The organism is Pseudorhodoplanes sp. (assembly GCF_046289595.1).
Classification (GTDB): domain Bacteria; phylum Pseudomonadota; class Alphaproteobacteria; order Rhizobiales; family Xanthobacteraceae; genus Pseudorhodoplanes.
On the sequence record NZ_JBKBVB010000065.1, the window covers coordinates 1 to 24,414 of the forward strand.

Sequence of the window (24,414 nt, forward strand, 5' to 3'; positions counted from 1 at the left end):
TGCTGGCAAAGATGCTTCAGGCTCTGGACCTCAAGAGCGCTGATCGCGTGCTCGATGTCGGCTGCGCGACCGGCTATGCGGCGGCGCTGCTGGCGCGGCTTTCCGGCTCCGTTCTCGCTCTCGAGGAAGAGCCCGCCCTGGTCGCTCAGGCGAGGTCCAATCTGTCCGGCCTCGGCAATGTTGCAGTGCGGGAGGGGCCGCTTCGCGATGGCCACGCTGCCGGGGGGCCGTATGATGCGATTCTCGTCGAGGGGGCGGTCGAAATCGATCCCGAATCGCTCTGCGGACAGCTTGCCGATGGCGGACGTCTGATCTGTATCCGGGGCGACGGGCCGGCCGCCAAGGCCACGCTCTACACCCGGTCCGCTGCCGATCTGACCTCCCGTCCGGTTTTTGACGCCTTTGGACCGGTTTTGCCCGGATTTTCCCGCCCAAAATCGTTTGTTTTCTAGTCACATCGGCTCTGACCCAGATTGAGGCACCTGTATCCTGAATCACGCAGGCGGCGCTTCTTTTTGTTGCCAGCACAGCACAGGGCTTCAAACTGTTCCCGGGCTGGATATAGTTGCCAAGCCGTTAACGCCTGGAGACCACGGGGGGTCTGTCACGGGCGTCCGGTGCTTTTTGGGGGTGTGAATGCCGCTCGCGCGTGCGGGACGAATGCTCTTGGCTGTGGCGTTCGTGATGACCAGCCCGACGGCGTTTGCGTCGGAGCGTCGCGCTGCTGTCAACGGGACCGGCGGCGTATCGACGCTCGAACAGGCGCTGGTTGCGGCGTATCAGAACAACCCGCAGATCAATGCGCAGCGCGCGCTCGTCCGCGCCACCGACGAAGCGGTGCCGCAGGCATTATCGGGATACCGGCCGCGCATCAGCGCCACTGGCTCGACCGGCGTGCAGTGGAACGACACCACCACCGAGACCCGGGTGCTTGTGCCGCTGACCAATCCGCCGGAAGTCGTTGGGCAGCGAAACAACAATTCACACCGGCATTACCCGAAAACCTATGGGGCGACGCTCACCCAAAACGTGTTCAACGGCTTTCAGACCGCGAACCGCACCCGTCAGGCCGAGGCACAGGTCTTTTCCGCACGCGAGACGCTGCGCGTGATCGAGCAGACCGTCTTGCTGGATGCCGCGACGGTTTACATGAATGTGCTGCGTGACACCGCGGTGCTGGAATTGCAGCGCCGTAACGTCGAAGTCATCCAGGAGCAGCTCCGCCAGACCCGTGACCGTTTCAATGTCGGCGAAGTGACGCGGACCGATGTGGCGCAGGCCGAATCGCGTGTCGCTGCGGCGCAGTCGCAGTTTCTCTCCGCACAGGCGAATCTGACCACATCGCGTGCCGCCTATCGCCGCGTCATCGGCGTCGATCCGGGACGGCTGGCGAACGGCACGCCGGTCGACCGCTTTTCGCCGCGCACACTCGATCTGGCCGTGGCGCAGGGGCAGGCGGAGAATCCCTCGGTCAATGCGGCCGAGTTCGGCGTCGACGTGGCCCAGCTGCAGGTCAAGGTGAACGAGGGTGCGCTGTATCCGACGGTCAACGTCACCGCCAGCGCGCAGCAGAGCCATTGGACCAGCGAAAACAACGTCAGGACATTCCAGGGCTCGGTGGTCGGCCAGATCACGGTGCCGATCTACCAGGGCGGTTCGGAATATTCCCTGATCCGGCAGGCCAAGGAGACGGTCGGCCAGCGCAGGCTCGAACTGGCGCTGAATCGCGATCAGGCCCGCGCCAATGTGGTGCAATCCTGGGGACAGCTCGAAGCCGCCAAGGCGCAGATCGACGCAACCCGGGCGCAGGTCACAGCGGCGGAAATTGCGCTGAACGGCGTGCGCGAAGAGGCCCGTGTCGGGCAGCGCACGACCCTCGATGTGTTGAACGCCACGCAGGAATTGCTGAATGCGCGGGTGGCGCTGGTCACGGCGCAACGCGACCGCGTCGTGGCATCCTACACCCTGCTGTCAGCGGTGGGCCGGCTGTCGGTCCCGGTCCTGGGGCTGCAGGTGCCGCTCTATGATCCGATGGTTCATTATCAGCAGGTGCGCGACGCCTGGATTGGTATCCGGACGCCGGACGGACGCTGATCGGCCAAAGCACAGCTGACGCCGCCGCCCCGAACGACCGAGGCACAAGCCAGCCGGGCAGCTGCTCCGAATTCATCCACATGTCCGCGCACAGCGCCGATTGTGTTACGCAATTGGCGTGTAATACTCCCCAAATTCGGGCAAACCGGCGATAGTTGATGCGTTGATTCGATGCGGCGCTGCATCGCCATCGGCAACAAGGTCCGCACGCGCGGCCGTGTTCCGCCGAAGCGACTGCAGGCTCCGCTTGCGCAGAAATGTGACGGGGCGAAATGAACCAGCCGGCAAAATCGCACGAACCGTCGATGGAGGAGATCCTCGCCTCCATCCGCCGCATCATCGCAGACGATGACGCGAAGGCCAGCGCTCCCGCCGCAAGCCCGTCTCCCGTGCCAGCGCCTGTTGCAGAGCCAGTTGCCGTTGCAGCACCGGCGCCGCCGTCTCCGGCCGAGTATCTGCGCGACATTCCGCCAGCCGCGCCCCCGCCGGTGCAGGCGCGCGAGCGATTGCCTGAGCCGTTGCCCGAGCCCGAGCCATTACCAGAGCCCGCGGCTATGCCTGCCGATGTTCTCGAATTGACTGAGGACATGCTGGCGCCGGCGCCTGAAGCCGTGCCGCCGCGCTTTACCACGGTGAATGCACAACCCGATGTGGTTTTCGCCGAAGCGGCGCCCGAGCCCGATTTCGAGGAGCCGGCGCCCATGGATATGCCGGCCGGGGATCCGCTCGAGCATGCGCGCAGAACCTTGTCGGCGCAGATGGAACTGGATGAGCCGTTGCTCTCGCGGCAGGCGACAGCCGCGGTCGATTCCGCGTTCACGACGCTTGCGCATACTGTGCTCAGCCAGAATGCCCGAACCCTTGACGATCTGGTCAAGGAAATGCTGCGGCCGATGCTGAAGGCCTGGCTCGACGACAATCTGCCCAGTCTGGTCGAGCGGCTGGTGCGCGCCGAGATCGAGCGGGTATCGCGCGGCCGCTGATCTCACTCTGAGGCGGCCGGCGCCTGGGTTTCAGCCTGCCGCTTGCGCCATAAACCGCGCGCGAAGATCGCGCAGAGCAGGGGAAATCCGATTGCCGCCGCCAGGAATACCGGCACCGCGGTGAAGCGGTCGACCACGGGCGCCGCCGCGGCGACGCCCACCGTGATGCCCATGTAGAGCGCCGAGGAAAAGATCGCCAGCGCAGTGGCGCGCGCCTGCGGGGCCATCTGCGTGGCGTTGGTCTGCATCGTATTGTGGACCATGTAGAAGCCGAGTCCGATCAGCGTGGTTGCCACTGGCGCGAACCACCAGACCGGCTGAAACGACAGGATGATGTATCCGGTCGAAACGAGGATGCCGCCTGCGATCACAAGTCCGATCTGGCCGAGCCGGTTCACCAGCACACGGACGGCAAACGTGTAGATCAGGCCGCCGATGGCAAAGCAGCCGACGATCAGGCCCACCATGGTGAAGCTCAGGCCGAAACGCAAATGCAGGTCGGCGCCGATGAAGGACAACACCGCATAGAGGAGGGCGGCTTCCACAAAGACGCAGGCCGTGATGAAGCGCGCCCAGGGCGAGCCGAGCACGACCTTGTATTCGGCGATCAGGCCGCCCTTGCGTGCGGCGCGCCGGCTCGAGGCGCGGGTCGCCGGATTGAAGGCCAGTTCGGCGACCAGCGCGATTGCGGCGAGTGCGAAGATGCCGCCGAGAATGAAGAACACATTGCGCCAGCCGAAAAGATCGCCCAGCACGCCGCCGGCGACCTGGCCGAACAGCAATCCGGCAATCTGCCCGGTCAGGTAGCGGCCAAGCACCGGCTGGCGCTGTTCGTAGGGCACCACGTCGCCGATATAGGCCATGGCCAGCGGGATGATGCAGCCGGCCGCAATGCCGCAAAGCAGGCGGTAGGCAACCAGTTCGCCGAGACTTCCGGCAAGGCCGCACAACACGGTCGCGGCGGCGGCGACCGCGCTCAGGCCCGCCACCGAGTAATATTTCCCGAACCGGTCGCCGATCTCGCCGCCGAACAGCTGCACCGTGCCATGGGCGAGGCCATAGGCGGTGACGACAATGGCCGCGGCGCCGATGGTGACGGCAAGGTCGGCCGCGATCTGCGGCAGCAGCGAATCGGACACCCGCACCATCGCCTGGCTGGCGAAGCCGGCCAGCGACAGCAGCAGAATGGCCCGGGTCGGGCTGTGCGCGGAAGTGAGACTGGGCACGTTCTCTACGGGCTCGATGCGGGCAGGCTGGCCGGAGCGATTGTTGACAGGGTGCGCCGCGGCGGGCTTTGTAGCCCGCGCGCGCAAGGGTGGTGGATCGGAAGTCCGCTGCGCGGTTGCGCTGAAACCCCGAATTTCCAGATGATCGACAAGACCTATCAGCCGTCCGACGTTGAGCCGCGCATCTCGCAGGCGTGGGAGAATGCGCTGGCCTTCAAGGCCGGCCGGCCTGACCGCGCCGACGCGAAACCTTATTGTATCGTCATTCCGCCGCCAAACGTGACCGGCTCATTGCATATGGGCCATGCGCTCAACAACACGTTGCAGGACATCCTGTGCCGGTTCGAGCGCATGCGCGGGCGCGACGTTCTGTGGCAGGTCGGCACCGACCATGCCGGCATCGCCACCCAGATGGTCGTCGAGCGGCAATTGATGGAACGCCAGCAGCCGGATCGCCGCACGATGGGCCGCGAAAAGTTCCTGGAGCGGGTCTGGGAATGGAAGGCCGCATCGGGCGGCACCATCATCAACCAGTTGAAAAGGCTCGGTGCGTCCTGTGACTGGTCGCGCGAGCGCTTCACCATGGACGAGGGGCTGTCGAAGGCCGTGCTCAAGGTCTTCGTCGAGCTGTACCGGCAGGGGCTGATCTACAAGGACAAGCGGCTGGTCAACTGGGATCCCAAACTGCTGACCGCGATCTCCGATCTTGAAGTGCAGCAGGTCGAGGTGAAGGGCCATCTCTGGCATTTGAAATATCCGGTCGAGGGCATTCCCGGCGAGTTCATCGTTGTTGCGACCACGCGACCCGAGACGATGCTGGGCGATACCGCGGTCGCGGTACATCCGGAAAACGAAAAGCTGAAGCATCTGATCGGCCGCAATGCCATCCTGCCGCTGGTCGGCCGCCGCATTCCGATTATCGGCGACGATTATGCGGACCCGGAAAAGGGCACCGGCGCGGTGAAGATCACACCGGCCCACGACTTCAACGATTTCGAGGTCGGCAAGCGCCACGGCCTGCAGATGGTCAATATTCTCGACGTCGAGGGCAAGCTCGCGCTGAAGGACAACGAGGACTTTCTCTCCGGCCTCGAAAAATCCGCGGACCTCGATGCGACGCTCGCGATGCACGGCATGGACCGCTTCGCCGCCCGCAAACAGATTGTCGCGCGGATGGAAGAGAAAGGCCTGCTCGACACGATCGAGCCGAACACGCACACCGTGCCGCATGGCGACCGTTCCGGCGTGGTGATCGAGCCGTTCCTGACCGACCAATGGTATGTCGACGCCAAGACTCTTGCGAAAGAGGCGATTGCGGCAGTGCGCGACGGCCGGACCGTGTTCGTGCCGAAGAATTGGGAAAAGACCTATTATGACTGGATGGAGAACATCCAGCCCTGGTGCATCTCGCGCCAGCTGTGGTGGGGCCACCAGATCCCGGCTTGGTATGGCGCGGACGGTCGCGTCTATGTCGCCGAGACGCAGGACGAGGCGGTCGCCGAGGCGCTTGGTTACGATGTCGCGAACGGAAACATCACCGAAAAAGAGGCCGAGGCGATTGCGCAGGATCCGGGCCGCCGGGCCGCGTATCTGACCCGCGACGAGGACGTGCTCGACACCTGGTTCTCATCCGCCCTGTGGCCGTTCTCCACGCTCGGCTGGCCCGAGGAGACACCGGAGCTGAAGCGCTATTATCCGACCGACGTGCTGGTGACGGGCTTCGACATCATCTTCTTCTGGGTGGCGCGGATGATGATGATGGGCCTCCACTTCATGGAGAAGATTCCGTTCCACACCGTCTATATCCACGCCCTCGTGCGCGACGAGAAGGGAGCCAAGATGTCGAAGTCGAAGGGCAACGTCATGGACCCGCTCGACCTGATCGACAGGTACGGTGCCGACGCCTTGCGGTTCACGCTCGCGGCGATGGCGGCGCAGGGCCGCGACATTAAGCTCTCCACCCAGCGCGTCGAGGGCTATCGCAACTTCGCCACCAAGCTCTGGAACGCGGCGCGCTTTGCCGAAATGAACGGCTGCGTCAGCGTTCCGGACTTTACGCCGCGCAATGCCAAACAGGTGCTGAACCGCTGGATCGCCCATGAGACCGCGAAGGCGGCGCGCGACGTGACCGCAGCGCTCGAAGCCTACCGTTTCAACGAGGCGGCGGGCGCGGCTTACCGCTTTGTCTGGAACATCTATTGCGACTGGTATCTGGAACTGGTGAAGCCGGTTCTGACCGGTCCGGACGGCGAAGCCAAGACCGAAACCCGCGCAACGGTCGCCTGGGCGCGCGACGAGATCGTCAAGCTGCTGCATCCCTTCATGCCGTTCATCACCGAGGAATTGTGGTGGGTGACGGGACCGGTCCCGGTGGAGCCCGAGCGCATGACCGGCAGCGAGGCTGAACTTGCGCGCAAGGGCGACGAGCGCCCCGACATGCTCGCTCTGACCGCGTGGCCTTCTTATGACGGGCTCGACGATCCGGCCGCGGAAGCCGAAATCGGCTGGGTGGTCGATCTCGTCACGTCGGTGCGGTCGCTGCGTTCGGAGCTGAACATTCCGCCCGCCACCATGATGCCGCTGGTGCTGGTCAGCGTGTCGGAGCAGACGCAGGCGCGCGCCGGGCGCTGGCTCGATTTCGTCAAGCGGCTGGCGCGCATCTCCGAGCTTGTGTTCACGCAGACGCCGCCCGAGGGCGCGGTGCAGCTTCTGGTGCGCGGCGAAGTAGCGGCGTTGCCGCTCAAGGGCGTCATCGACCTGAATGCCGAGCGCACCCGTCTTCAGAAGGAACTGGCGAAGGCGGAATCCGACATCCAGCGCGTCGACCAGAAGCTTGGCAATCCGAAATTCGTCGCCAATGCCGCCGAGGAGGTGGTGGAGGGCGAGAAGGAAAAGCGCGAAGAGGCCGAAGCGCGGCGCACGAAAATCCTCGAAGCGCTGGAGCGGCTGAAGGGCGCGGCGTGATGCGCCCTCTTGCGGGCCTTCTCGTGCTGATGGTTTGCGCGGTCACGCCGGCCCATGCGCAAGACATCAAGGCGCCGGAAAGCTGTGTTAAGCAAATCGAGGCTGTGCTCGACGATATTCGCGCGCGCGACCTCGATGCGACCGGTGGCCCGCCGCTCAACGCATTCGTCGCGCTGAACGAGAATGCACTGGCGCAGGCTGCCGAGCTTGACCGCAAGGTCGCCCAGGGCGGAGAGAAGGGCCCGTTGCATTGCCTGCCGGTCGCGGTGAAGGACAATTTCGATACCGCCGACATGCCTGTCACGGTCGGATCGCGCGCGCTGATCGGCAATCGGCCGCCCGGCGATGCCACATTGGTCGCTCGCATGCGTCAGGCCGGAGCGATCGTTGTCGGCAAGACCAACATGGACGAATTCGCCATGGGCATTCGCGGGCTGTCAGGCGCGACCGGGCGCACCGGCAATGCCTATGATACGTGGTTCAGCCCCGGCGGCTCGTCGGCCGGATCGGGCGCCGCGGTCGGGGCGGGCTTCGTGCCGCTTGCGCTCGGCAGCGACAATTGCGGCTCGCTTCGGATTCCGGCGGTCTATAACGGCGCGGTGTCGCTGCGTCCGACCTATGGCCGTTTCCCGGTCGAGGGCGTGTTTCCGATCGGATTCGTCAACGGGGTCTCGGGCGCGATTGCGAAAGACGTGCCGATGCTGCGCAGTTCGCTTGCGGTCATGGACGCGCGCTGGAGCCGCTCAGTCGCCGACGCCGGCAATGGTCTGCGCGGCAAGCGAATCGGAATTCTGCGGACCTATAACGGCAAGGACTTCTGGGCCAAGGCGTCGCCCGAAATGAAGATGCAGATGACGCAGGCCATCGCGCGCATGAAGGATGCAGGCGCGGTCATCGTCGACCCGGTGGTGCTCAATGGCTTCGACGATCGTCTGGGCATCGAATTTCTCAAGGGTTTCGCCGTCAAGGTCGATCGCGAATTCTCGCGCTATGACGGTCCGCGCAAGACCTGGCGCGACGTCTGCCGGTCGGGATTGATCCGTGCCGAATGGACCGAACGGCAATGTGTCGCAGACGGCGCATCGGCGCCGCGCCGCGAGCGCGCCGCCGTCAGGCGCATCGCCGCCAACCGGGAGACGATGGTGCGGCTGATGAACCGCCTTAAGCTCGACGCCATCGTCTATCCGACCGACCTGCGCGGCGGTGCGCGCGAAGATGCGAGCGACGATATCACCTGCTATCTGGCAGGCAGTGCCGGCTTGCCCGCGGCGGCGGCGCCGGCCGGCACGGATTCTCGGGGCATGCCGGTCGGGATCGAGTGGCTCGGCCGGCCGGGCGCTGACGAGCAGCTGGTGGCCATGATGGCGGCATTCGAGAAGGCGCGCGGTCCTCTTCCGGCGGCGAAGCGCGGATCGGGGCAGCCGGCGCTCGCGAAGCTTCCGTTATCCGAACAAAACCAGCTGCGGCTCACCATCGGCGAGCGCGCCTTCAAGTCCCGCACGGCGACGTCGCTTGGCGATCTCGAAGCCCGGCGCTTCCGTGCCCTCACCGATGAGGTCACCCGCAGTCTCGCACCATGACGGCAATCACGCAGTGCTGCATCGCGTGCCGCGATCCAAATGCTCGCCGCAATTGTCGCCGAAAATGCGGACCGGCGACGGCTGGCGTGGGTGGCGCGGGCGGCATCGTCGGGCGGCCGGGGCGGCCTGGCACATGCGGCATCTGATCCGGATCGTGAGCTATGGATTGACCGCGGCGTCAGCGGTTGCTGTTGCCGTAATCCTGCTGGCGGCTGCCACTGCGCGGCCTGCCGATCCGGCTTTGTGGCCGCCGCGGGCGGACGCACCTCAGGTCGAGATTGTCGTCGTCGGCCACGGCTATCATGTCGGACTCGCGATCCCGACCGCCATGCTCGCCGAAACCGCACGGCGCAACGGCGATACGGCTTTGATCCGGGTGGCCGAGCAGTTCGGCAGCTATCCCTATATCGAATTCGGCTGGGGCGAGGCGGATTTCTACGCCGCGGTGCCGACCGTCGCCTCACTGAAGCTCGGTCTGGCGTTGCGCGCGCTGTTCTTTCCCGGCAACCGCTCGGTGCTGCATGTGGTGGGGCTGCCGGATCATCCGCATCAGGCCTTCGCCTCGGCCGACACGGTCCGCATCGGGTTGAGCGAACGGGGCTTCGCGCGCATGCTTGCCGCGCTCGAAGCGACCTTTTTCATGAGCGGTGAGCCGCCATCGCCGCAGCCGCTCGGTGGCGGTCTCTATGGCGCCAGCCTGTTCTTTCGCGCGAACGGCGCTTTTCACATCTTCAAAGTCTGCAACCACTGGGTCGCCGATTTGCTGTCGGCCGCGGGCCTGCCGGTCACGCCGGTGCTTGACACCGTGGCGCCGGGTCTGATGCTCGACCTGACATGGCGGGCGGGCCTTGAGCGCGTGCCCGTTGCAGGGAGCGCCGCGCCGAAAGCACCATGACCCCCGATCCGAACAACCGGCCGGGCGGGCCGCGCCTTGTGGTAACCTGCAAGACCGCGAACAAGGTGCAGTTTTTCGACGCCGAAACTCTCGCCATGACCGGCGCGATCGACATGCCGGCCTCGACCCATGAGATGGTGCGCTCGGCCGGCGGCGGCGCGGTCTACGCGTCGGTTTATGGCGGCGGCATTTTCGGCAGGAACGCCAATCCGGACCGGCGCGTGGCCGTGATCGATCTCGAGGTCAGGACGCTCGCACGCATGATCGACCTGGGCGCGGATGTCGCGCCGCATGGCGTCATGCTCGATCGTGATGGCATGCTGTGGTGCACGGCAGAACTCGGCAATGCGGTGCTTGCAATCGATCCGGCCACGGGCGCGGTTCGGAGCGTCGATACCGGCAAGGCCGCGCACTGGCTCGCGGTCAGCCATGCGGCGGACAAGGTGTTCGCTTCCTGCAAGACCTCGGACTTCGTCGCGGTGATCGACCGGAGCGGGTGCGAGATGACCGGCCGCCTGCCGATACCGGATCTCGCGGAGGGGCTTTGCGTCAGTCCGGATGGCGGTTCGCTGTTCGTTTGTGCGCACCGGACGCCAACACTCTATGTGTTCGATGCTGCAACCGGGACGCTGCGCGACACGGTCCCGATCATGGGCGGGGAGGGCAAGCCGAACCAGCTCAAGCGGGTGCGGGTCTCGCCCGACGGCCGCTTCGTCTGCGTGTCGTCGCTGCTCGACAATCACGCGGCAGTTTTCGAAGCGGGTTCGCTGTTGCAGATCGCATCCGTCGCAACGCCGAAAGGCCCGATGGGTTTCGGCTTCGCGCAGGACGAGCGCCACGCCTATCTATGCTGTCACGACGATGCGGTGGTGCTGGAATTTGAGCTTACGACCGGCCGCATCACACGGCAATTCTCCACCGCCTCGGGCTGCGAGTTCATCATCGCCTATTGACCGTGACGGCGTGCCGTCCATGCCGCGGTGCGATCGAACCGCGCCGAGACCTCGCATCGTGACGCTGGCGTGGTGACACTCGCTTCGTGACACTGTTGCTGCAATCGAGAGCATTCGCTTAACTGTCGTGGTTACGATATCGATTCGTTGCGTTGCCGATTCCATTCCCCGACCAAGAGCGCCCATGGCACAGTCTCGAACTCCCGCAATCTCCGCGACGCAAAACAGTTCCGCCGTTCTGGCGGCGCCGGCTCCGGATGCAGGCTATGCCCGGATTCGCGATATTGTGCTGAGCGGAGTTGGACGCATCGGACCTGGACAATTGGTGCCGCTCGGCGCGGCCCTGTTGTTCGCGGTCGGCTGTACACTCTGGGCGATTCAGGAAGGCGTGTCGGTGCCGCTCGCTTTGATGGGCGGCTATTGCACCATCGTCGCCGGAATCATCCTGTGCGCCGTGCAAATTCTGCTGGCGCAAGTAGGCACCGAGCGCGCGCCGGTTCAGGCGCAGCGCAAGCCCAATTACGCCGCCTGGAAGCTCGTCAACACGCTCAGCATCTCCAATGCCTCGCGGTTGTGGTGCGATATCGAGCCCGGTCATCCCTATACCCAGGAGTCGATGGCCTGGTCGGCCGCGATCATGGATGCGGTCAAGTCGGGGGCGCTGGCGATCAGTCCGAAGCCGCATGCAAGCGAGGAGATGATCGCCCGGGAGCGCGCCAATCCGGGCTGGAATACCGAAGTAACCCGGGAGGCGCTGAAGGCCTGGGCCCAGGCGCACGGGCATTGCCCGGCCTTTCTGAAAGACTGACCGGCAGCGGCCTGTTCGCCCTGCAGGCCAAAAGCCTTGCATCCCGGCAGTTGCGCTGTACATAGCGCGGCATGACCATGCCCGTCCGCATCGAACCCGAAACGCCGCTCTCGCCGCTCGCCGCCGAGATCGAGCGGCGGCGCACCTTTGCCATCATCTCGCATCCGGACGCCGGCAAGACCACGCTGACCGAGAAGCTGCTTCTGTTCGGCGGTGCGATCCAGCTCGCCGGGCAGGTCAAGGCCAAGCGCAACCGCAAGACCACGCAGTCCGACTGGATGGCGATCGAGAAGGAGCGCGGCATTTCGGTGGTGACATCGGTCATGACCTTCGAATATGGCGGCCATGTCTTCAATCTGCTCGACACGCCGGGCCACGAGGACTTCTCCGAGGACACCTACCGCACGCTCACCGCGGTCGATTCTGCCGTCATGGTGATCGACGCCGCCAAGGGCATCGAGGCGCGCACCCGCAAATTGTTCGAGGTCTGCCGCCTGCGCGACATCCCGATCCTGACCTTCGTCAACAAGATGGACCGCGAGAGCCGCGATCCGTTCGAACTGCTCGACGAAATCGAAAAGACGCTGGCGCTCGATACGACCCCGATCAACTGGCCGGTCGGCCGCGGCCGCGATTTTGTCGGCACCATTGAAGTCGAGTCGGGCGGCGTGCGCCTCCTGGAGGGCGATGCCGGCAAGGCGGGCGAATTGCGCACGATGAGCATCCACGATGTCGCCGCGCTCAATCCCAATCTCGACGCGTCGGCGATCGAGGGCGAGTTCGAGCTGGTGCGCGAGGCCTGCCGCGGCTTCGATCTGCAGTCCTTCCGCGAGGGACATCTGTCGCCGGTCTTTTTCGGCTCGGCCTTGAAGAATTTCGGCGTCGGCGATCTTCTCGATGCGCTTGGCCGTGTGGCGCCGCCGCCGCGCGACCAGAAGGCCGACAAGCGGATGGTGGAGGCCGAGGAGCCGCGCATGTCCGCCTTCGTGTTCAAGATCCAGGCGAACATGGACCCGAACCACCGCGACCGCATCGCCTTTGCTAGGCTCTGCTCGGGCAAGCTGACGCGCGGCATGAAGGTCAAGCAGATCAGGACCGGCAAGCAGATCGCGCTGAACGCGCCGCAATTCTTCTTCGCCAAGGACCGCGCGCTGGCCGAGGAAGCCTATGCCGGCGACGTTGTGGGCATTCCGAACCACGGCTCGGTGCGGATCGGCGACACCCTGACGGAAGGCGAGGACATCACCTTCGTTGGGGTGCCGAGCTTCGCGCCGGAAATCCTGCGCCGCGTGCGATTGCCCGACGCGATGAAGGCCAAGAAGCTGAAAGAGGCCCTGCAGCAGCTTGCCGAGGAAGGCGTGGTGCAGGTGTTCCGTCCGCATGACGGCTCGCCCGCGTTGGTCGGCGTGGTCGGCCCGCTGCAGCTCGATGTGCTGCGGGTGCGGCTGATGGACGAATACGGGCTGGAGGTCAGCTGGGACCAGAGCGAATTCTCACTGGCGCGGTGGATCGCACCGGACGGCAAGGGTGATCCCAAAGAGGCCGCGAAGGCGTTCGACACCTTCGTGCGCAGCAACGCGTCGAGCGTCGCCGACGATCTCGACGGCGATCCGGTTTTCCTCGCCCGCAATCAGTTCAATCTCGATTATACGCGCGAGCGCGCGCCGGGCATTTCATTCCGCGACATCAAGGACACCGACAGCCGGCCCGGAGCCGTGCAATAACCGCACGGTTCACGAGTACGTCCGTTGCCTCGATGCGGCAACGGGCCGGAGACCGAAATGGACATCGAGGCGATGCGCGCGCGGCTGATCCGCCGCCGTGCCGAGATCGAAGCCGAGGATGAGCAGGCGGCGTCCGCCCGCGAGACGGTGGTGCTCGACCAGACCAGCGTCGGCCGATTGTCGCGCATGGACGCGCTGCAGGGCCAGCAGATGGCCCTTGCCGCGCAGCGGCGCCGGCAGGGTGAACTTGTCCGCATCGATCAGGCTCTGCAGCGCATGGAGCGCGGCGAATACGGCGCCTGTGTCAGCTGTGGTGAAGATATCGAACCGAAGCGGCTCGAATTCGATCCCGCTGTCCCTACCTGTCTGCGCTGCGCGTCGAAGCTGCAGGCCCGGTGATCAGCGCAACGGCCTACTGAGATAGCGCGATCCCTTCAGCCCGTAGCGCCACGGCAAATCCGACGCCTTGGTGATGCCGATGCGAGGTCCGCATGCGAGCGGAACCTCGGTGCTGCGCGCGCGCAGTTCGAATGGGGCGCGGTCAAGCGGCAGGCCGTTCTGCGCGATCGTGATGCCCAGCGCTTCGGTGAGCCGGCCCGGCCCCGAACACAAGAGCCGCTCATCGTTCACTCCGCGCCGGCGCTGCATCGCGGCAACGCCGTGAGTGGGCTGCAGCGCGCGGATCAGCACCGCGCTGGCCGAGCGTTCCGCCTCGCAGACGACATTCACGCACCAGTGAATGCCATAGGAGCGGTAGACATAGGCAAAGCCCGGCGGCCCGAACATCACCGCGTTGCGTGGCGTCTGGCCGTTGAAGGAATGCGCTGCAGGATCGGTGTGGTGATAGGCCTCGACCTCGACAATGATCCCGCCAACACCATTGAAAAGGAACGTCGCGCCGATCAGGTCGGGTGCGACATCATGAACCGAGCGGTCAAAGAACGCGCGTGTGAGCTTGCTTGGCACAGATCATCCCTATCGCGGTTGGCGGGTAAATGGCGAGCGGCGGATTCCCGCGATCGTGATCGTCCGCGACGGAACGGGCCGGCCGATCGGTGCGTTGCCACGCCAACCATCGGAGGGATGACGATGCGTCGCGCGGACGAGACCCGGAAAGCGTTCCCGGCCAGCGAACGGGAGCGGGCATCGATCCGGGCTCTCAAGAACTGGTTGCTCGCAAATCCGGGGGATAGCCCCTTCGACGACCAGATTGTCCGGTTGCGGATTGCGGCAGCCATTGCCGCCGTCTCAGCCGATGCCGTGGCGTCCAGGAAATAGCGATATTACCCGGATACCGTTTCCGCTTGAACAGTGTCATCGCTGTCACTGTTTGAGACATTGCGGCGGACAAACGACGCAACGCAGTCGGCCAGCGGCTCAGTGCTACGTGGCATCCCCGCCACAGTTTAGAGACATTTTGGTATCGGTCGGTCTCTGCCGCCATTTGGCCATAGGCCTCTCCCACAGGAAGCGGCAGAAATATCGGCGTCACAAATGTTTTCGGTGCGCCACGGGAGCCGGGAGCCCGACTGAACGTTCATGGACGCCAAGACCAGTCTGAAAGCCAAGTTGCCCAGCCGCCACGTGACCGAGGGTCCGGAGCGCGCGCCGCACCGTTCGTATCTCTACGCCATGGGTCTGACCACAGAGCAGATCCATCAGCCGCTGGTCGGGGTCGCGACCTGCTGGAACGAGGCGGCTCCCTGCAATATCGCGCTGATGCGGCAGGCCCAGGCCGTCAAGAAAGGCGTCGCATCGGCCAACGGCACCCCGCGGGAGTTCTGCACCATCACCGTCACCGACGGTATCGCCATGGGGCATGGCGGGATGCGCGCGTCCTTGCCATCCCGCGAGGTGATCGCGGACTCGGTCGAACTGACGATGCGCGGCCACGCCTATGACGCTCTGGTCGGCCTGGCCGGTTGCGACAAGTCTCTGCCGGGCATGATGATGGCGATGGTGCGGCTCAACGTGCCCTCGATCTTCATCTATGGCGGATCGATCCTGCCCGGCACCTATAAGGGCAAGCCGGTCACGGTTCAGGACGTGTTCGAGGCGGTGGGCAAGCACTCGGTCGGTGCAATGTCCGATGACGACCTGTTCGGCCTCGAACAGGTGGCATGTCCGTCGGCCGGCGCATGCGGCGCCCAGTTCACCGCCAACACCATGGCCATGGTGTCGGAGGCGATCGGGCTGGCGCTGCCGTATTCGGCCGGCGCACCTGCGCCTTACGAAATGCGAGACCAGTTCTGCATGACCGCCGGTGAGAAGGTCATGGAGCTGGTGCAGCTGCGGATCCGTCCGCGCGACATTGTCACAAGAAAGTCATTGGAGAATGCGGCGGCCACGGTCGCCGCTTCAGGCGGCTCGACAAATGCTGCACTGCATCTGCCTGCAATTGCTCATGAAGCCGGCATCGATTTTACGCTGTTTGACGTCGCGGAGGTCTTCAAAAGAACACCTTATATCGCGGATTTGAAACCAGGCGGCCGTTATGTCGCCAAGGATCTGTTCGAAGCAGGCGGCATCCCGTTGGTGATGAAGGCCCTGCTCGACGGCGGCTATCTCCACGGCGATTGCATGACCGTCACCGGGCGGACGATGGCCGAGAACTTGAAGACCGTGAAATGGAATCCCGACCAGGACGTCGTCTATCCGGCGGACAAGCCGCTGTCGCCGACCGGCGGCGTGGTCGGGTTGAAGGGCAACCTCGCCCCCGAAGGCGCGATCGTCAAAGTCGCCGGCTTGCACAATCTCAAATTTTCCGGGCCCGCGCGCTGTTTCGACGGCGAGGAGGCCTGCTTCGATGCGGTGCGTAACCGCACCTACAAGGACGGCGAGGTTCTGGTCATCCGCTACGAAGGACCGCGCGGCGGCCCGGGCATGCGCGAGATGCTGTCGACGACGGCGGCGCTGTACGGGCAGGGGATGGGCGACAGGGTGGCGCTCATCACGGACGGCCGCTTCTCCGGTGCAACGCGCGGCTTCTGTGTTGGACATGTCGGGCCGGAAGCGGCGGTCGGCGGACCGATCGCGCTCCTGCGCGACGGCGACGTGATCGAGCTGGACGCCGTGAACGGCACGCTGAATGTCAAACTTTCGGACGATGAACTGAAGCAGCGCAAGGCGGCATGGAGCGCGCGAAAGAGCGACCATGCGGCGTCCGGTTATCTTTGGAAATACGCACAACAGGTTGGTCCTGCCGTGAACGGCGCCGTGACCCATCCCGGCGCGAAGGCCGAGAAGATCAGCTATGCGGATGAGTAGCGTCACACAGCTTGGATTGGCGGCCTGCGTGCTGTGGCTTGCGCCGGCATTCGCGTTCGACGGTACGCGGACGCCGGCCAATACCCGGCCGCCGGTGACGCCGTTCGAAGCCTTCCGTTCGGGAACGGCCTCGCTGAAAGCTGGCGAGAGCGACAAGGCTTTGGTGTCGCTGCAATATGCGGCAGACCACGGCTACACCGTGGCGCAATGGAAGCTCGGCCGCATGTATGCGGACGGCGATGGCGTCCCGCGCAACGATATGCGCGCCTTCGACTATTTCCGCCGTATTGCCGATGCCCATGCGGAGGATTCGCCGCATCTGCCGCAGGCCCGGTTTGTTGCCGACGCCTTCCTCCAGCTCGGCAATTACTATCTCGCGGGCATTCCCAACACCGCGGTCAAGGCCGATCCGGTCCGGGCGCATGAAATGTACCACTATGCCGCCTCCTATTTCGGCCATCCGGACGCCCAGTTCGCACTTGGAAAGCTGTATCGCGACGGCTTGGGGACCGCGAAGGATGCGCGTCAGGCGATGCGCTGGCTGCATCTTGCCGCCAATAAGGGACAGCCGAAGGCGCAGGCCCTGCTCGGTCATATGCTGTTCAAGGGCGACGACGTTCCGCGTCAGGCGGCGCGCGGCCTGATGTGGCTGACGCTGGCGCGTGACGGTGCGGGCAACGAAAAATGGGTGGCGGAGATGTATGACGCCGCCTTCAAGCAGGCCACCGACAACGAACGCCAGATGGCCGTGCTCTATCTCGAACGCTACATGAAGGGCCGGCGCGACTGATCGCGTCCGATCGTCCGGGATACACCGCGTCGGGCACTGTCAGGTTGCCTGCGGCTCCTGTTTGGCGACATCGAGATCAATCCAGACGGGAACATGGTCCGACGGCTTTTCCCAGGCCCGGACATGCTTGTCGATGCCTGCCGTGGTGAGCCGGTCGGCCGCCCGCGGCGACAGCAGCAGATGATCGATCCGGATGCCGTGGTCCTTTTGCCAGGCGCCGGCCTGATAGTCCCAGAAGGTATAGAGTCCCGGGGCATCGGCGGCCGCGCGGATCGCATCGGTCAATCCGAGATGGGTCAGCGCCCGGAACTTCTCGCGAGTCGGCGGCCGGAACAGCGCATCCTCGGCCCAGGCGGCGGGGTCATGGACGTCGTCGGGGGCCGGGATGACGTTGTAGTCGCCCGCCATGACCAGCTCCTCCTCCAGCTTAAGCCGCTGAGACGCATACTCATAAAGCCGGTCCATCCATTTCATTTTATAAGGATATTTGTCGCTACCGACCGGGTTGCCGTTCGGCAGATAGATCGAAGCCACGCGCAGCGCTCCGCCGGGATGGACAGCCAGCGCCTCGATGAAGCGGGCGTGATCGTCGGAGGCATCTCCCGGCAAGCCGTTGGTCACCTCTTCCAGCGGATATTTCGACAGGATCGCGACGCCGTTGAAGGTCTTCTGACCGTGAACCGCAATATTGTAGCCAAGGCTCTCGACCTCGCCGCGCGGGAAGGCCTCGTCGGTGATCTTGGTTTCCTGCAGACAGACAATGTCGGGATCGCGCTCGCGGAGCCAGACGCGCAGATTGTCCAGCCGCTGCCGAATCGAATTGACGTTCCAGGTGGCGATGCGCATCGGGGCCGATCGAGGGTTGCGAGGGTTGGGAAGGGTGCAGGGGTGCGAGGGGTGATTGCAGAAATTTAATGGGTCTGGCGGATCCGTCCCGGCTGGCCCGGGCATAATTTTCGCAGGTGCGGTGTTTACCCGATATTGCGGGGCGGGTGCGATTTTTGCATCGTTATGATACGAGACGTCCATATGCATGTGGCGCGGCAGCGCCGGAGCCTGCGGGCGGCAAGACATCAGAGAACCCGGCATCCCCGCACGGCCCGGGACGGAAGTAGCCTATGAGCGCTCGCAAATGGTCGGTTACGCTGGCTGCGCTGGTCGCCGTCGGGGCGGCAGCTTACGCGGTTCAGCCATCCGTCTTCGATCCAATCCTGCGCCTGTGGAAAGCCGAAAATGCCGCCGCCCAGAAAAAGGGGCCGCCACCTCGGGTGATTCCGGTCGAAGTTGTCACGGCGGTGGAACGCGAAGTGCCGGTTCGCATCGAGGCATTGGGTACGGTAACGCCCATTGCCAGCGTCGCCATCAAGGCGAGGCTGGAAAGCGTCATCACCGAGGTGCATTTTCGTGACGGCGCGATGGTGAGGGCCGGTGATCTGTTGTTCACGCTCGACAGCCGTCAGCTCGAGGCCGAGATCAAGCGCGTCGAAGCGGTGATTGCCGGCGCGGTCGCCCAGCAGGAGCAGGCCGAGCGCGACGTGGAGCGCCTGGGCGAACTCGTCAAGAAGAACGCCGCCACCCAGGTTCAGCTCAACAATGCGCAGACCCAGGTCAATATCGCCAGTGCGCTGGCCGGATCGAACCGCGCCACGCTGGAGAACCTGAAGGTCCAGCTCGACTGGACAAGAATTCGTGCCCCGATCTCGGGCCGCATCAGCCAGGCCAATGTGAAGGTCGGCAATTTTGTGCGGCCGGCCGATACCGCGCCGCTTGCGACCATCAACCAGGTCCAGCCGGTCTATGTGTCGTTCGGACTGCCGCAACGGCAATTGCCCGATCTGCGTAAGGCGCTGGCCGCCGAAACCGCGACCGTGCAGGCGATCATTCCCGGCGACACCCGCGTCGCCAGCGGTCAGGTGACGATGATCGAGAACACGGTCGATCCGACGACCGGGATGGTCCTGGTGCGTGCGACCATGGACAACAAGGACGATCTGCTCTGGCCCGGAACGCTCGTCAATACGCAGGTCATCTTGCGCAACGAGAACGCCGTGGTGGTGCCGTCTCCGGCGGTGCAGGTAAGCCAGGCCGGCTCCTATGTCTTTGTGGTAGAAAACGGTGTGGCGAAGGTGCGCAAGGTCACCGTCGGGCGCACCATGGACATGCAGTCGATGATCACCGACGGGCTCAAGAACGGAGAGACGGTGGTGCGGGACGGACAATTGCAACTGGTCGATGGCTCGCGGGTCGCGCCGCGCGGCCAGACCAAGCCCGGGGCCTGACATGAATCTTTCGGAGGTCTGTATCCGCCGGCCGGTGATGACGACGCTGATTACGGCGTCGTTCATCGTTTTCGGAGCCTTCGCCTACAAGCTGCTCGCCGTCTCGGCGCTGCCGCGGGTGGACTTCCCGACCATCGAGATCACCGCCAATCTCTCCGGCGCCAGCCCCGAGACCATGGCCGCCTCGATCGCGTCTCCGATCGAACGGCAGCTTTCCACCATCGCCGGCATTTCCTCGATGTCGTCGTCCTCCTATCAGGGGACGACGCGCATCACCATCCAGTTCGATCTCGACCGCAACATCGACGCCGCGGCCCTCGACGTCCAGACTGCGCTGACCATTGCCCAGCGCCGGCTGCCGGTCGAGATGACGACGCCGCCGAGCTTTCGCAAGGTGAATCCTTCGGACTTCCCGATTCTGTTCATCGCGGCGCGCTCTGGAACGCTGCCGCTGTCGACCGTGCACGAATATGCCGACACCGTGCTGGCGCAGACCATTTCGCAGATTCAGGGTGTGGCGCAGGTCCTGGTCTATGGCGCGCAGAAGTTCGCGGTGCGGGTTCAGGTCGATCCGGAAGCCGCGGCCGCGCGCGGGCTTTCGCTGGAGGACATCCGGCAGTCCGTCGCCAGGGTGAATTCCTCGGTGCCGGTTGGCACATTGTCCGGTCCGCAGCAGAACATCACCCTGCAGGCGCCGCCGCAACTCGAAAAGGCCGAGGACTACGCCAATGTGGTGGTGGCCTGGCGCAACGGCGTGCCGGTGAAGCTGAACGAGGTCGCACGGGTCATCGATAGCGTCGAAAACAACAAGATTGCGAGCTGGTTCAACGGCGAGCGCTCGATCGTGCTTGCGATCCAGCGTCAGCCCGACGCCAATACGGTGGCGGTGGTCGACGCGATCAAGGAGCGGCTGCCGGCTTTGCGCGCCGCGATCCCGGCCTCGATCGAGCTCGAAACCCTGATGGACCGTTCGCTCTCGGTGCGTCAGTCGGTGGCCGACGTGCAGGGACACATGTTCATCGCGCTCGTGCTTGTGCTGCTCGTGATCTTCATCTTCCTGCGCAAGCTGTCCGCCACCGTGATTCCGGGGCTCGCGGTCCCGATCTCGATCGTCGGCACCTTTGCCGTCATGTACATGCTCGATTATTCGATCAACAACATGACGCTGCTGGCGCTGACGTTGTGTATCGGCTTTGTGGTCGACGACGCAATCGTGATGCTCGAGAATATCGTGCGCCATATCGAAGGCGGAATGCGGCCATTCGAGGCTGCGCTGAAAGGCTCGCGTGAAATCAGTTTCACCATCGTCTCGATCACGGTGTCGCTGATTGCGGTATTCATACCCGTGCTCCTGATGGGCGGCGTCGTGGGACGTGTGTTCCGCGAATTCGCGGTGACGATCTCGATCGCCATCATCATCTCGGGCTTCGTATCGCTGACGCTGACGCCGATGCTGTGCGCCCGCGTGTTGCGCGGTCACGATCCGAACGAGCCGGAGAAGAAGGAATGGTTCCTGCTGCGCTGGTTCGAGCGGATGTTCGCGGGCTGGCTGCGCGGTTATGAATGGACCCTCGACAAGGCGATCAAGTACAAGCCGGTCACGCTGCTGATCACGATCGCCACCCTGGTCGGGACGATCTGGCTCTACTATGTCTACCCGAAGGGATTCTTCCCGAGCGAAGACACCGGCTTCATGATCGTGGTGACGGAGGCTGCGACCGACACCTCGTTCGAGGCCATGGTGGAGCGGCAATCGAGGGTTACCGACATCATCAGCAAGGATCCGGCGGTCGAATATGTCAATTCCACCGTCGGTGCGGGCGGGCCGAATACCACGGCCAATTACGGCCGCATGTTCGTGGTGCTGAAGCCTAAGAACGAGCGCGATCCGATGCGCACCGTGATCGGGCGGATGATGCGCGCGACGTCAGGCGTTCCGGGCATTCAGGTGTTCCCGCGGCCGATCCAGAACATCAATATCGGCGGCCGCATTTCCAAAAGCGAATACCAGTACACGCTGCAGAGCGGCGATACCGAGTCGCTGTACCGGATCGCACCGGAACTCGAGCAGCGCCTCGCGCGGCTGCCCGAATTGCGCGACGTGACCACCGACCTCTACATCAAGAATCCGCAGATGCTGGTCGATATCGACCGCGAAAAGGCCGCGGTCTACGGCATCACCGTCGACCAGATCCGCCAGGAGCTCTACAACGCCTTCGGTTCGCGGCAGGTGGCGACCATCTATACGCCGTCGAACGACTATCAGGTCATCATGGAGACGATGCCGCGCTTCCAGGAGGATCCGGCCTATCTCTCCAAGCTGCGGCTGAAGACCGCAAGCGGCCAGACCGTTCCGATCGATGCCGTCGCCAGTCTGGTGCCGACCGTCGGCCCGCTGCAGGTCAACCATCAGGGCCAGCAGAATGCGGTGACGATTTCCTACAACGTCGCGCCAGGCTTCTCGATCGGACAGGCCAATGACGCAATCCGGCGGGTCGAGCAGGAGGCCAATCTGCCGGCGACCATCGTCACCGGATTCCAGGGCTCGGCCCAGGTCTTCGAGGAGGTCAAGAAGGGGCAGGGCCTGTTGATTCTCGCCGCGGTCTTTGCCGCCTATGTGGTGCTCGGCATTCTCTACGAGAGCTTCATCCATCCGCTGACCATTATTTCCGGTCTGCCCTCGGCCGGCATCGGCGCGATCATCACGCTGTGGTTCTTCGGCATGGATCTGTCGGTGATCGCGATCATCGGCATCGTGATGCTGGTCGGCATCGTGAAGAAGAACGCGATCATGATGATCGACTTTGCGATCGACCGGCGGCGCGTGGGATTGTCCGCCGAGGCCGCGATCCGGGAGGCCGCACTGCTTCGCTTCCGCCCGATCATGATGACGACCTTTGCCGCGATCTTCGGCGCATTGCCGATTGCGCTCGGGGCGGGTGCGGGCGCGGAGCTGCGCCAGCCGCTGGGCATCGCCGTGGTCGGCGGCCTGTGTCTGTCGCAATTGCTGACGCTCTACATCACCCCGGTGATCTACATCTATCTCGACCGCTTCGACCGCATGCTCAAGCGCGGACTCGAGCCGCAGCTCGAAGAGGTGCCGGAGGTGGAGCGGCCGCGCGCTGTCGCTGCCGAATAGGCGGCCGGTTCGGCCTGAGAGTCTTTTCGCTTTTCTTCGAATCGCGAAAAGACTCTAGGTTATTGCGTCGACGCGTTTTCTTCACGCGAACCGGTGCCCACTTCGCTTGAAAACGCTATAGATCGTTTAAAGCGAGAAGCTCGTGCCGCAGCCGCAGGAGGATTTCGCGTTCGGATTGTTGATCTTGAACGCCGCCCCGATCAGGTCGTCGACATAGTCGATCTCCGAGCCGGCCAGAAAGCCGACCGAAACCGGATCGATCAGGATTTTGGCGTCGTCACGTCCGAGCACCAGGTCGTCGTCGGCGCGCTCACGCTCGACATCGAACTTGTATTGGAAGCCGGAACAGCCGCCGCCCTCGACGCTGACGCGCAGCATCGCGCCGGCCGGTTCCTTCGACAGGATCGCTGCGACCTTGGCGACAGCGCGCTCGGTGACAGTCACATTGCCTTCAGTCATGCCCGATAATTAGGTGCGCCGCACCCGTCCGTCAATTCCGCGGCTTTGGCCGCGGATATGGGCCTTGCGTCCGGCTCAGGGCCACGTAAACAGCCGGCATGGCGATCCAGTCCGCTCCGCGCGCGCCCTATAGCTCCGACCCGGCGCGGAGCCGTGGGCGAATCGTTCCCGAGCCGGCGAGCCCGAGCCGCAACGATTTCCGCCGCGATTGCGATCGCATCATCCATTCTGCCGCCTTCCGCCGCCTGAAATACAAGACTCAGGTCTTCGTCTTTCACGAGGGCGACCATTATCGCACGCGGCTCACCCACACTTTGGAAGTGCAGCAGATCGCGCGCTCGCTGGCGCGCGTGCTCGGCCTCGACGAGGATCTGGCAGAGGCGCTGGCTCTGGCGCACGATCTCGGCCATCCGCCATTCGGCCATATCGGAGAGCGTGCGCTCGACGAAGAGCTCAAGCCGTTCGGCGGTTTCGACCACAACGCCCAGGCATTGCAGCTGGTCACCGCGCTGGAGCGCCGATACGCCGATTTCGACGGGCTCAATCTCACCTGGGAGACCCTCGAAGGTCTGGTCAAGCATAACGGGCCGCTGACCGACCGCGAAGGCCAACCGGCGGGCCGCTATCGTGAGCGCGGGGTGCCGCGCGCGATCCTCGATTTTGCGCAGATCTGCGACCTGCAGCTCTGGAGCTATGCCAGTGCGGAGGCGCAGGTCGCCGCGATCTCCGACGACATTGCGTACAACGCGCACGACATCGACGACGGCCTGCGCGCCGGCCTGTTTCGCATCGACGATCTCGACGAAGTGCCATTCGCCGGCGGCATCGTGCGGGAAATCAGGCGGCGCTATCCCGCGCTCGAGCCTGCCCGCTTTGCGCACGAGATTGTCCGCCGCCTGATCACCTGGATGATCGAGGATGTCGCGGCAGAAGCCACGCGACGGCTGAATGCACTCGCCCCGTCTTGCGCCGACGATATCCGCAACGCCGACCATGCCGTCATCGCCTTTTCCGCCGCGATGGCCGAGGCCGAACGCGGCATCAAGGATTTCCTGTTCCCGCGCATGTACCGCCACGCGCGCGTCGTGCGCGTCATGGGCGAGGCGGAAGGCGTCGTCCGCGACCTGTTCCGTCATTTCGTGAAGGCGCCTGAGGACATGCCGGAAGAATGGCAGACCGGGCTTGCCGCTGCGGGGGAGGCGACGCGCGCGCGCCGGGCCGGGGATTTCATCGCCGGGATGACCGACCGTTTC

The 24,414-nt window shown here is 64.4% G+C and carries 19 protein-coding genes; 15 read left to right on the plus strand and 4 right to left on the minus strand.

From position 1 onward, the window contains the following. From ACK41X_RS14220 to ACK41X_RS14230, 3 genes are all read left to right on the plus strand, one after another. Nucleotides 1-452: protein-L-isoaspartate O-methyltransferase family protein (locus ACK41X_RS14220; protein WP_409724367.1), on the plus strand; the 452-nt coding region annotated here is incomplete at its 5' end. A 232-nt stretch (nucleotides 453-684) separates the two neighbouring features. Then, the gene (locus ACK41X_RS14225) at nucleotides 685-2,094 is read left to right on the plus strand and encodes a TolC family outer membrane protein (RefSeq protein ID WP_409724370.1); all 1,410 of its coding nucleotides are present in this window, start codon (nucleotides 685-687) and stop codon (nucleotides 2,092-2,094) included. 272 nt (nucleotides 2,095-2,366) lie between these two features. Beyond that, the gene (locus ACK41X_RS14230) at nucleotides 2,367-3,077 is read left to right on the plus strand and encodes a PopZ family protein (RefSeq protein WP_409724373.1); all 711 of its coding nucleotides are present in this window, start codon (nucleotides 2,367-2,369) and stop codon (nucleotides 3,075-3,077) included. 2 nt (nucleotides 3,078-3,079) lie between these two features. Here ACK41X_RS14230 and ACK41X_RS14235 read toward each other — a convergent pair whose 3' ends face one another. Beyond that, entirely contained in the window at nucleotides 3,080-4,303 is a 1,224-nt protein-coding gene (locus tag ACK41X_RS14235; protein WP_409724376.1) for an MFS transporter, read from the minus strand. Between the two features lie 141 nt (nucleotides 4,304-4,444). On the opposite strand from ACK41X_RS14235, the gene ACK41X_RS14240 reads away from it, so the two are divergent. The 7 genes from ACK41X_RS14240 to ACK41X_RS14270 all read left to right on the plus strand — a co-directional run bounded on the left by ACK41X_RS14240 (nucleotide 4,445) and on the right by ACK41X_RS14270 (nucleotide 13,626). Further along, the gene (locus ACK41X_RS14240) at nucleotides 4,445-7,267 is read left to right on the plus strand and encodes a valine--tRNA ligase (RefSeq protein ID WP_409724379.1); all 2,823 of its coding nucleotides are present in this window, start codon (nucleotides 4,445-4,447) and stop codon (nucleotides 7,265-7,267) included. Next, complete coding sequence (locus tag ACK41X_RS14245) at nucleotides 7,267-8,847, plus strand: amidase (protein ID WP_409724382.1); 1,581 nt, start codon at nucleotides 7,267-7,269, stop codon at nucleotides 8,845-8,847. Before ACK41X_RS14240 ends, ACK41X_RS14245 begins: the two co-directional genes overlap by 1 nt. Next, the gene (locus ACK41X_RS14250) at nucleotides 8,819-9,742 is read left to right on the plus strand and encodes a DUF2459 domain-containing protein (RefSeq protein ID WP_409724385.1); all 924 of its coding nucleotides are present in this window, start codon (nucleotides 8,819-8,821) and stop codon (nucleotides 9,740-9,742) included. Before ACK41X_RS14245 ends, ACK41X_RS14250 begins: the two co-directional genes overlap by 29 nt. Beyond that, on the plus strand, nucleotides 9,739-10,695 hold the full coding sequence (locus ACK41X_RS14255) for a YncE family protein (RefSeq protein WP_409724387.1): 957 nt from the start codon (nucleotides 9,739-9,741) through the stop codon (nucleotides 10,693-10,695). Before ACK41X_RS14250 ends, ACK41X_RS14255 begins: the two co-directional genes overlap by 4 nt. 184 nt (nucleotides 10,696-10,879) lie before the next feature. Then, entirely contained in the window at nucleotides 10,880-11,503 is a 624-nt protein-coding gene (locus tag ACK41X_RS14260) for a hypothetical protein (protein ID WP_409724390.1), read from the plus strand. A gap of 71 nt (nucleotides 11,504-11,574) precedes the next feature. Continuing rightward, on the plus strand, nucleotides 11,575-13,227 hold the full coding sequence (locus tag ACK41X_RS14265) for a peptide chain release factor 3 (protein WP_409724393.1): 1,653 nt from the start codon (nucleotides 11,575-11,577) through the stop codon (nucleotides 13,225-13,227). 57 nt (nucleotides 13,228-13,284) lie between these two features. Beyond that, nucleotides 13,285-13,626, plus strand: coding sequence for a TraR/DksA family transcriptional regulator (locus tag ACK41X_RS14270; protein WP_409724395.1), 342 nt, complete (start codon nucleotides 13,285-13,287; stop codon nucleotides 13,624-13,626). Here the strand turns inward: ACK41X_RS14270 and ACK41X_RS14275 are convergent, their stop codons facing one another. Beyond that, the gene (locus tag ACK41X_RS14275) at nucleotides 13,627-14,193 is read right to left on the minus strand and encodes a DNA-3-methyladenine glycosylase (RefSeq protein ID WP_409724398.1); all 567 of its coding nucleotides are present in this window, start codon (nucleotides 14,191-14,193) and stop codon (nucleotides 13,627-13,629) included. A gap of 573 nt (nucleotides 14,194-14,766) precedes the next feature. Between ACK41X_RS14275 and ilvD the strand changes: the two genes are divergently transcribed. Next, nucleotides 14,767-16,494, plus strand: a complete 1,728-nt coding sequence (gene ilvD, locus ACK41X_RS14280; RefSeq protein WP_409724401.1) for a dihydroxy-acid dehydratase — start codon at nucleotides 14,767-14,769, stop codon at nucleotides 16,492-16,494. Then, nucleotides 16,481-17,284: a tetratricopeptide repeat protein gene (locus ACK41X_RS14285; protein WP_409724404.1), complete on the plus strand. Its 804-nt coding sequence runs from the start codon at nucleotides 16,481-16,483 to the stop codon at nucleotides 17,282-17,284. Before ilvD ends, ACK41X_RS14285 begins: the two co-directional genes overlap by 14 nt. 39 nt (nucleotides 17,285-17,323) lie before the next feature. On the opposite strand, the gene xth is transcribed toward ACK41X_RS14285, so the two are convergent. Further along, nucleotides 17,324-18,130, minus strand: a complete 807-nt coding sequence (gene xth / locus ACK41X_RS14290) for an exodeoxyribonuclease III (protein WP_409724407.1) — start codon at nucleotides 18,128-18,130, stop codon at nucleotides 17,324-17,326. A gap of 272 nt (nucleotides 18,131-18,402) precedes the next feature. On the opposite strand from xth, the gene ACK41X_RS14295 reads away from it, so the two are divergent. Together ACK41X_RS14295 and ACK41X_RS14300 are read left to right on the plus strand one after the other, a co-directional pair. Further along, complete coding sequence (locus ACK41X_RS14295) at nucleotides 18,403-19,563, plus strand: efflux RND transporter periplasmic adaptor subunit (RefSeq protein WP_409724409.1); 1,161 nt, start codon at nucleotides 18,403-18,405, stop codon at nucleotides 19,561-19,563. A gap of 1 nt (nucleotide 19,564) precedes the next feature. Further along, the gene (locus ACK41X_RS14300) at nucleotides 19,565-22,702 is read left to right on the plus strand and encodes an efflux RND transporter permease subunit (protein WP_409724413.1); all 3,138 of its coding nucleotides are present in this window, start codon (nucleotides 19,565-19,567) and stop codon (nucleotides 22,700-22,702) included. 126 nt (nucleotides 22,703-22,828) lie between these two features. Here ACK41X_RS14300 and erpA read toward each other — a convergent pair whose 3' ends face one another. Then, the gene (gene erpA / locus ACK41X_RS14305; RefSeq protein WP_409724416.1) at nucleotides 22,829-23,161 is read right to left on the minus strand and encodes an iron-sulfur cluster insertion protein ErpA; all 333 of its coding nucleotides are present in this window, start codon (nucleotides 23,159-23,161) and stop codon (nucleotides 22,829-22,831) included. A 98-nt stretch (nucleotides 23,162-23,259) separates the two neighbouring features. On the opposite strand from erpA, the gene ACK41X_RS14310 reads away from it, so the two are divergent. Beyond that, on the plus strand, nucleotides 23,260-24,414 hold a 1,155-nt coding region (locus ACK41X_RS14310), incomplete at its 3' end, for a deoxyguanosinetriphosphate triphosphohydrolase (RefSeq protein WP_409724418.1).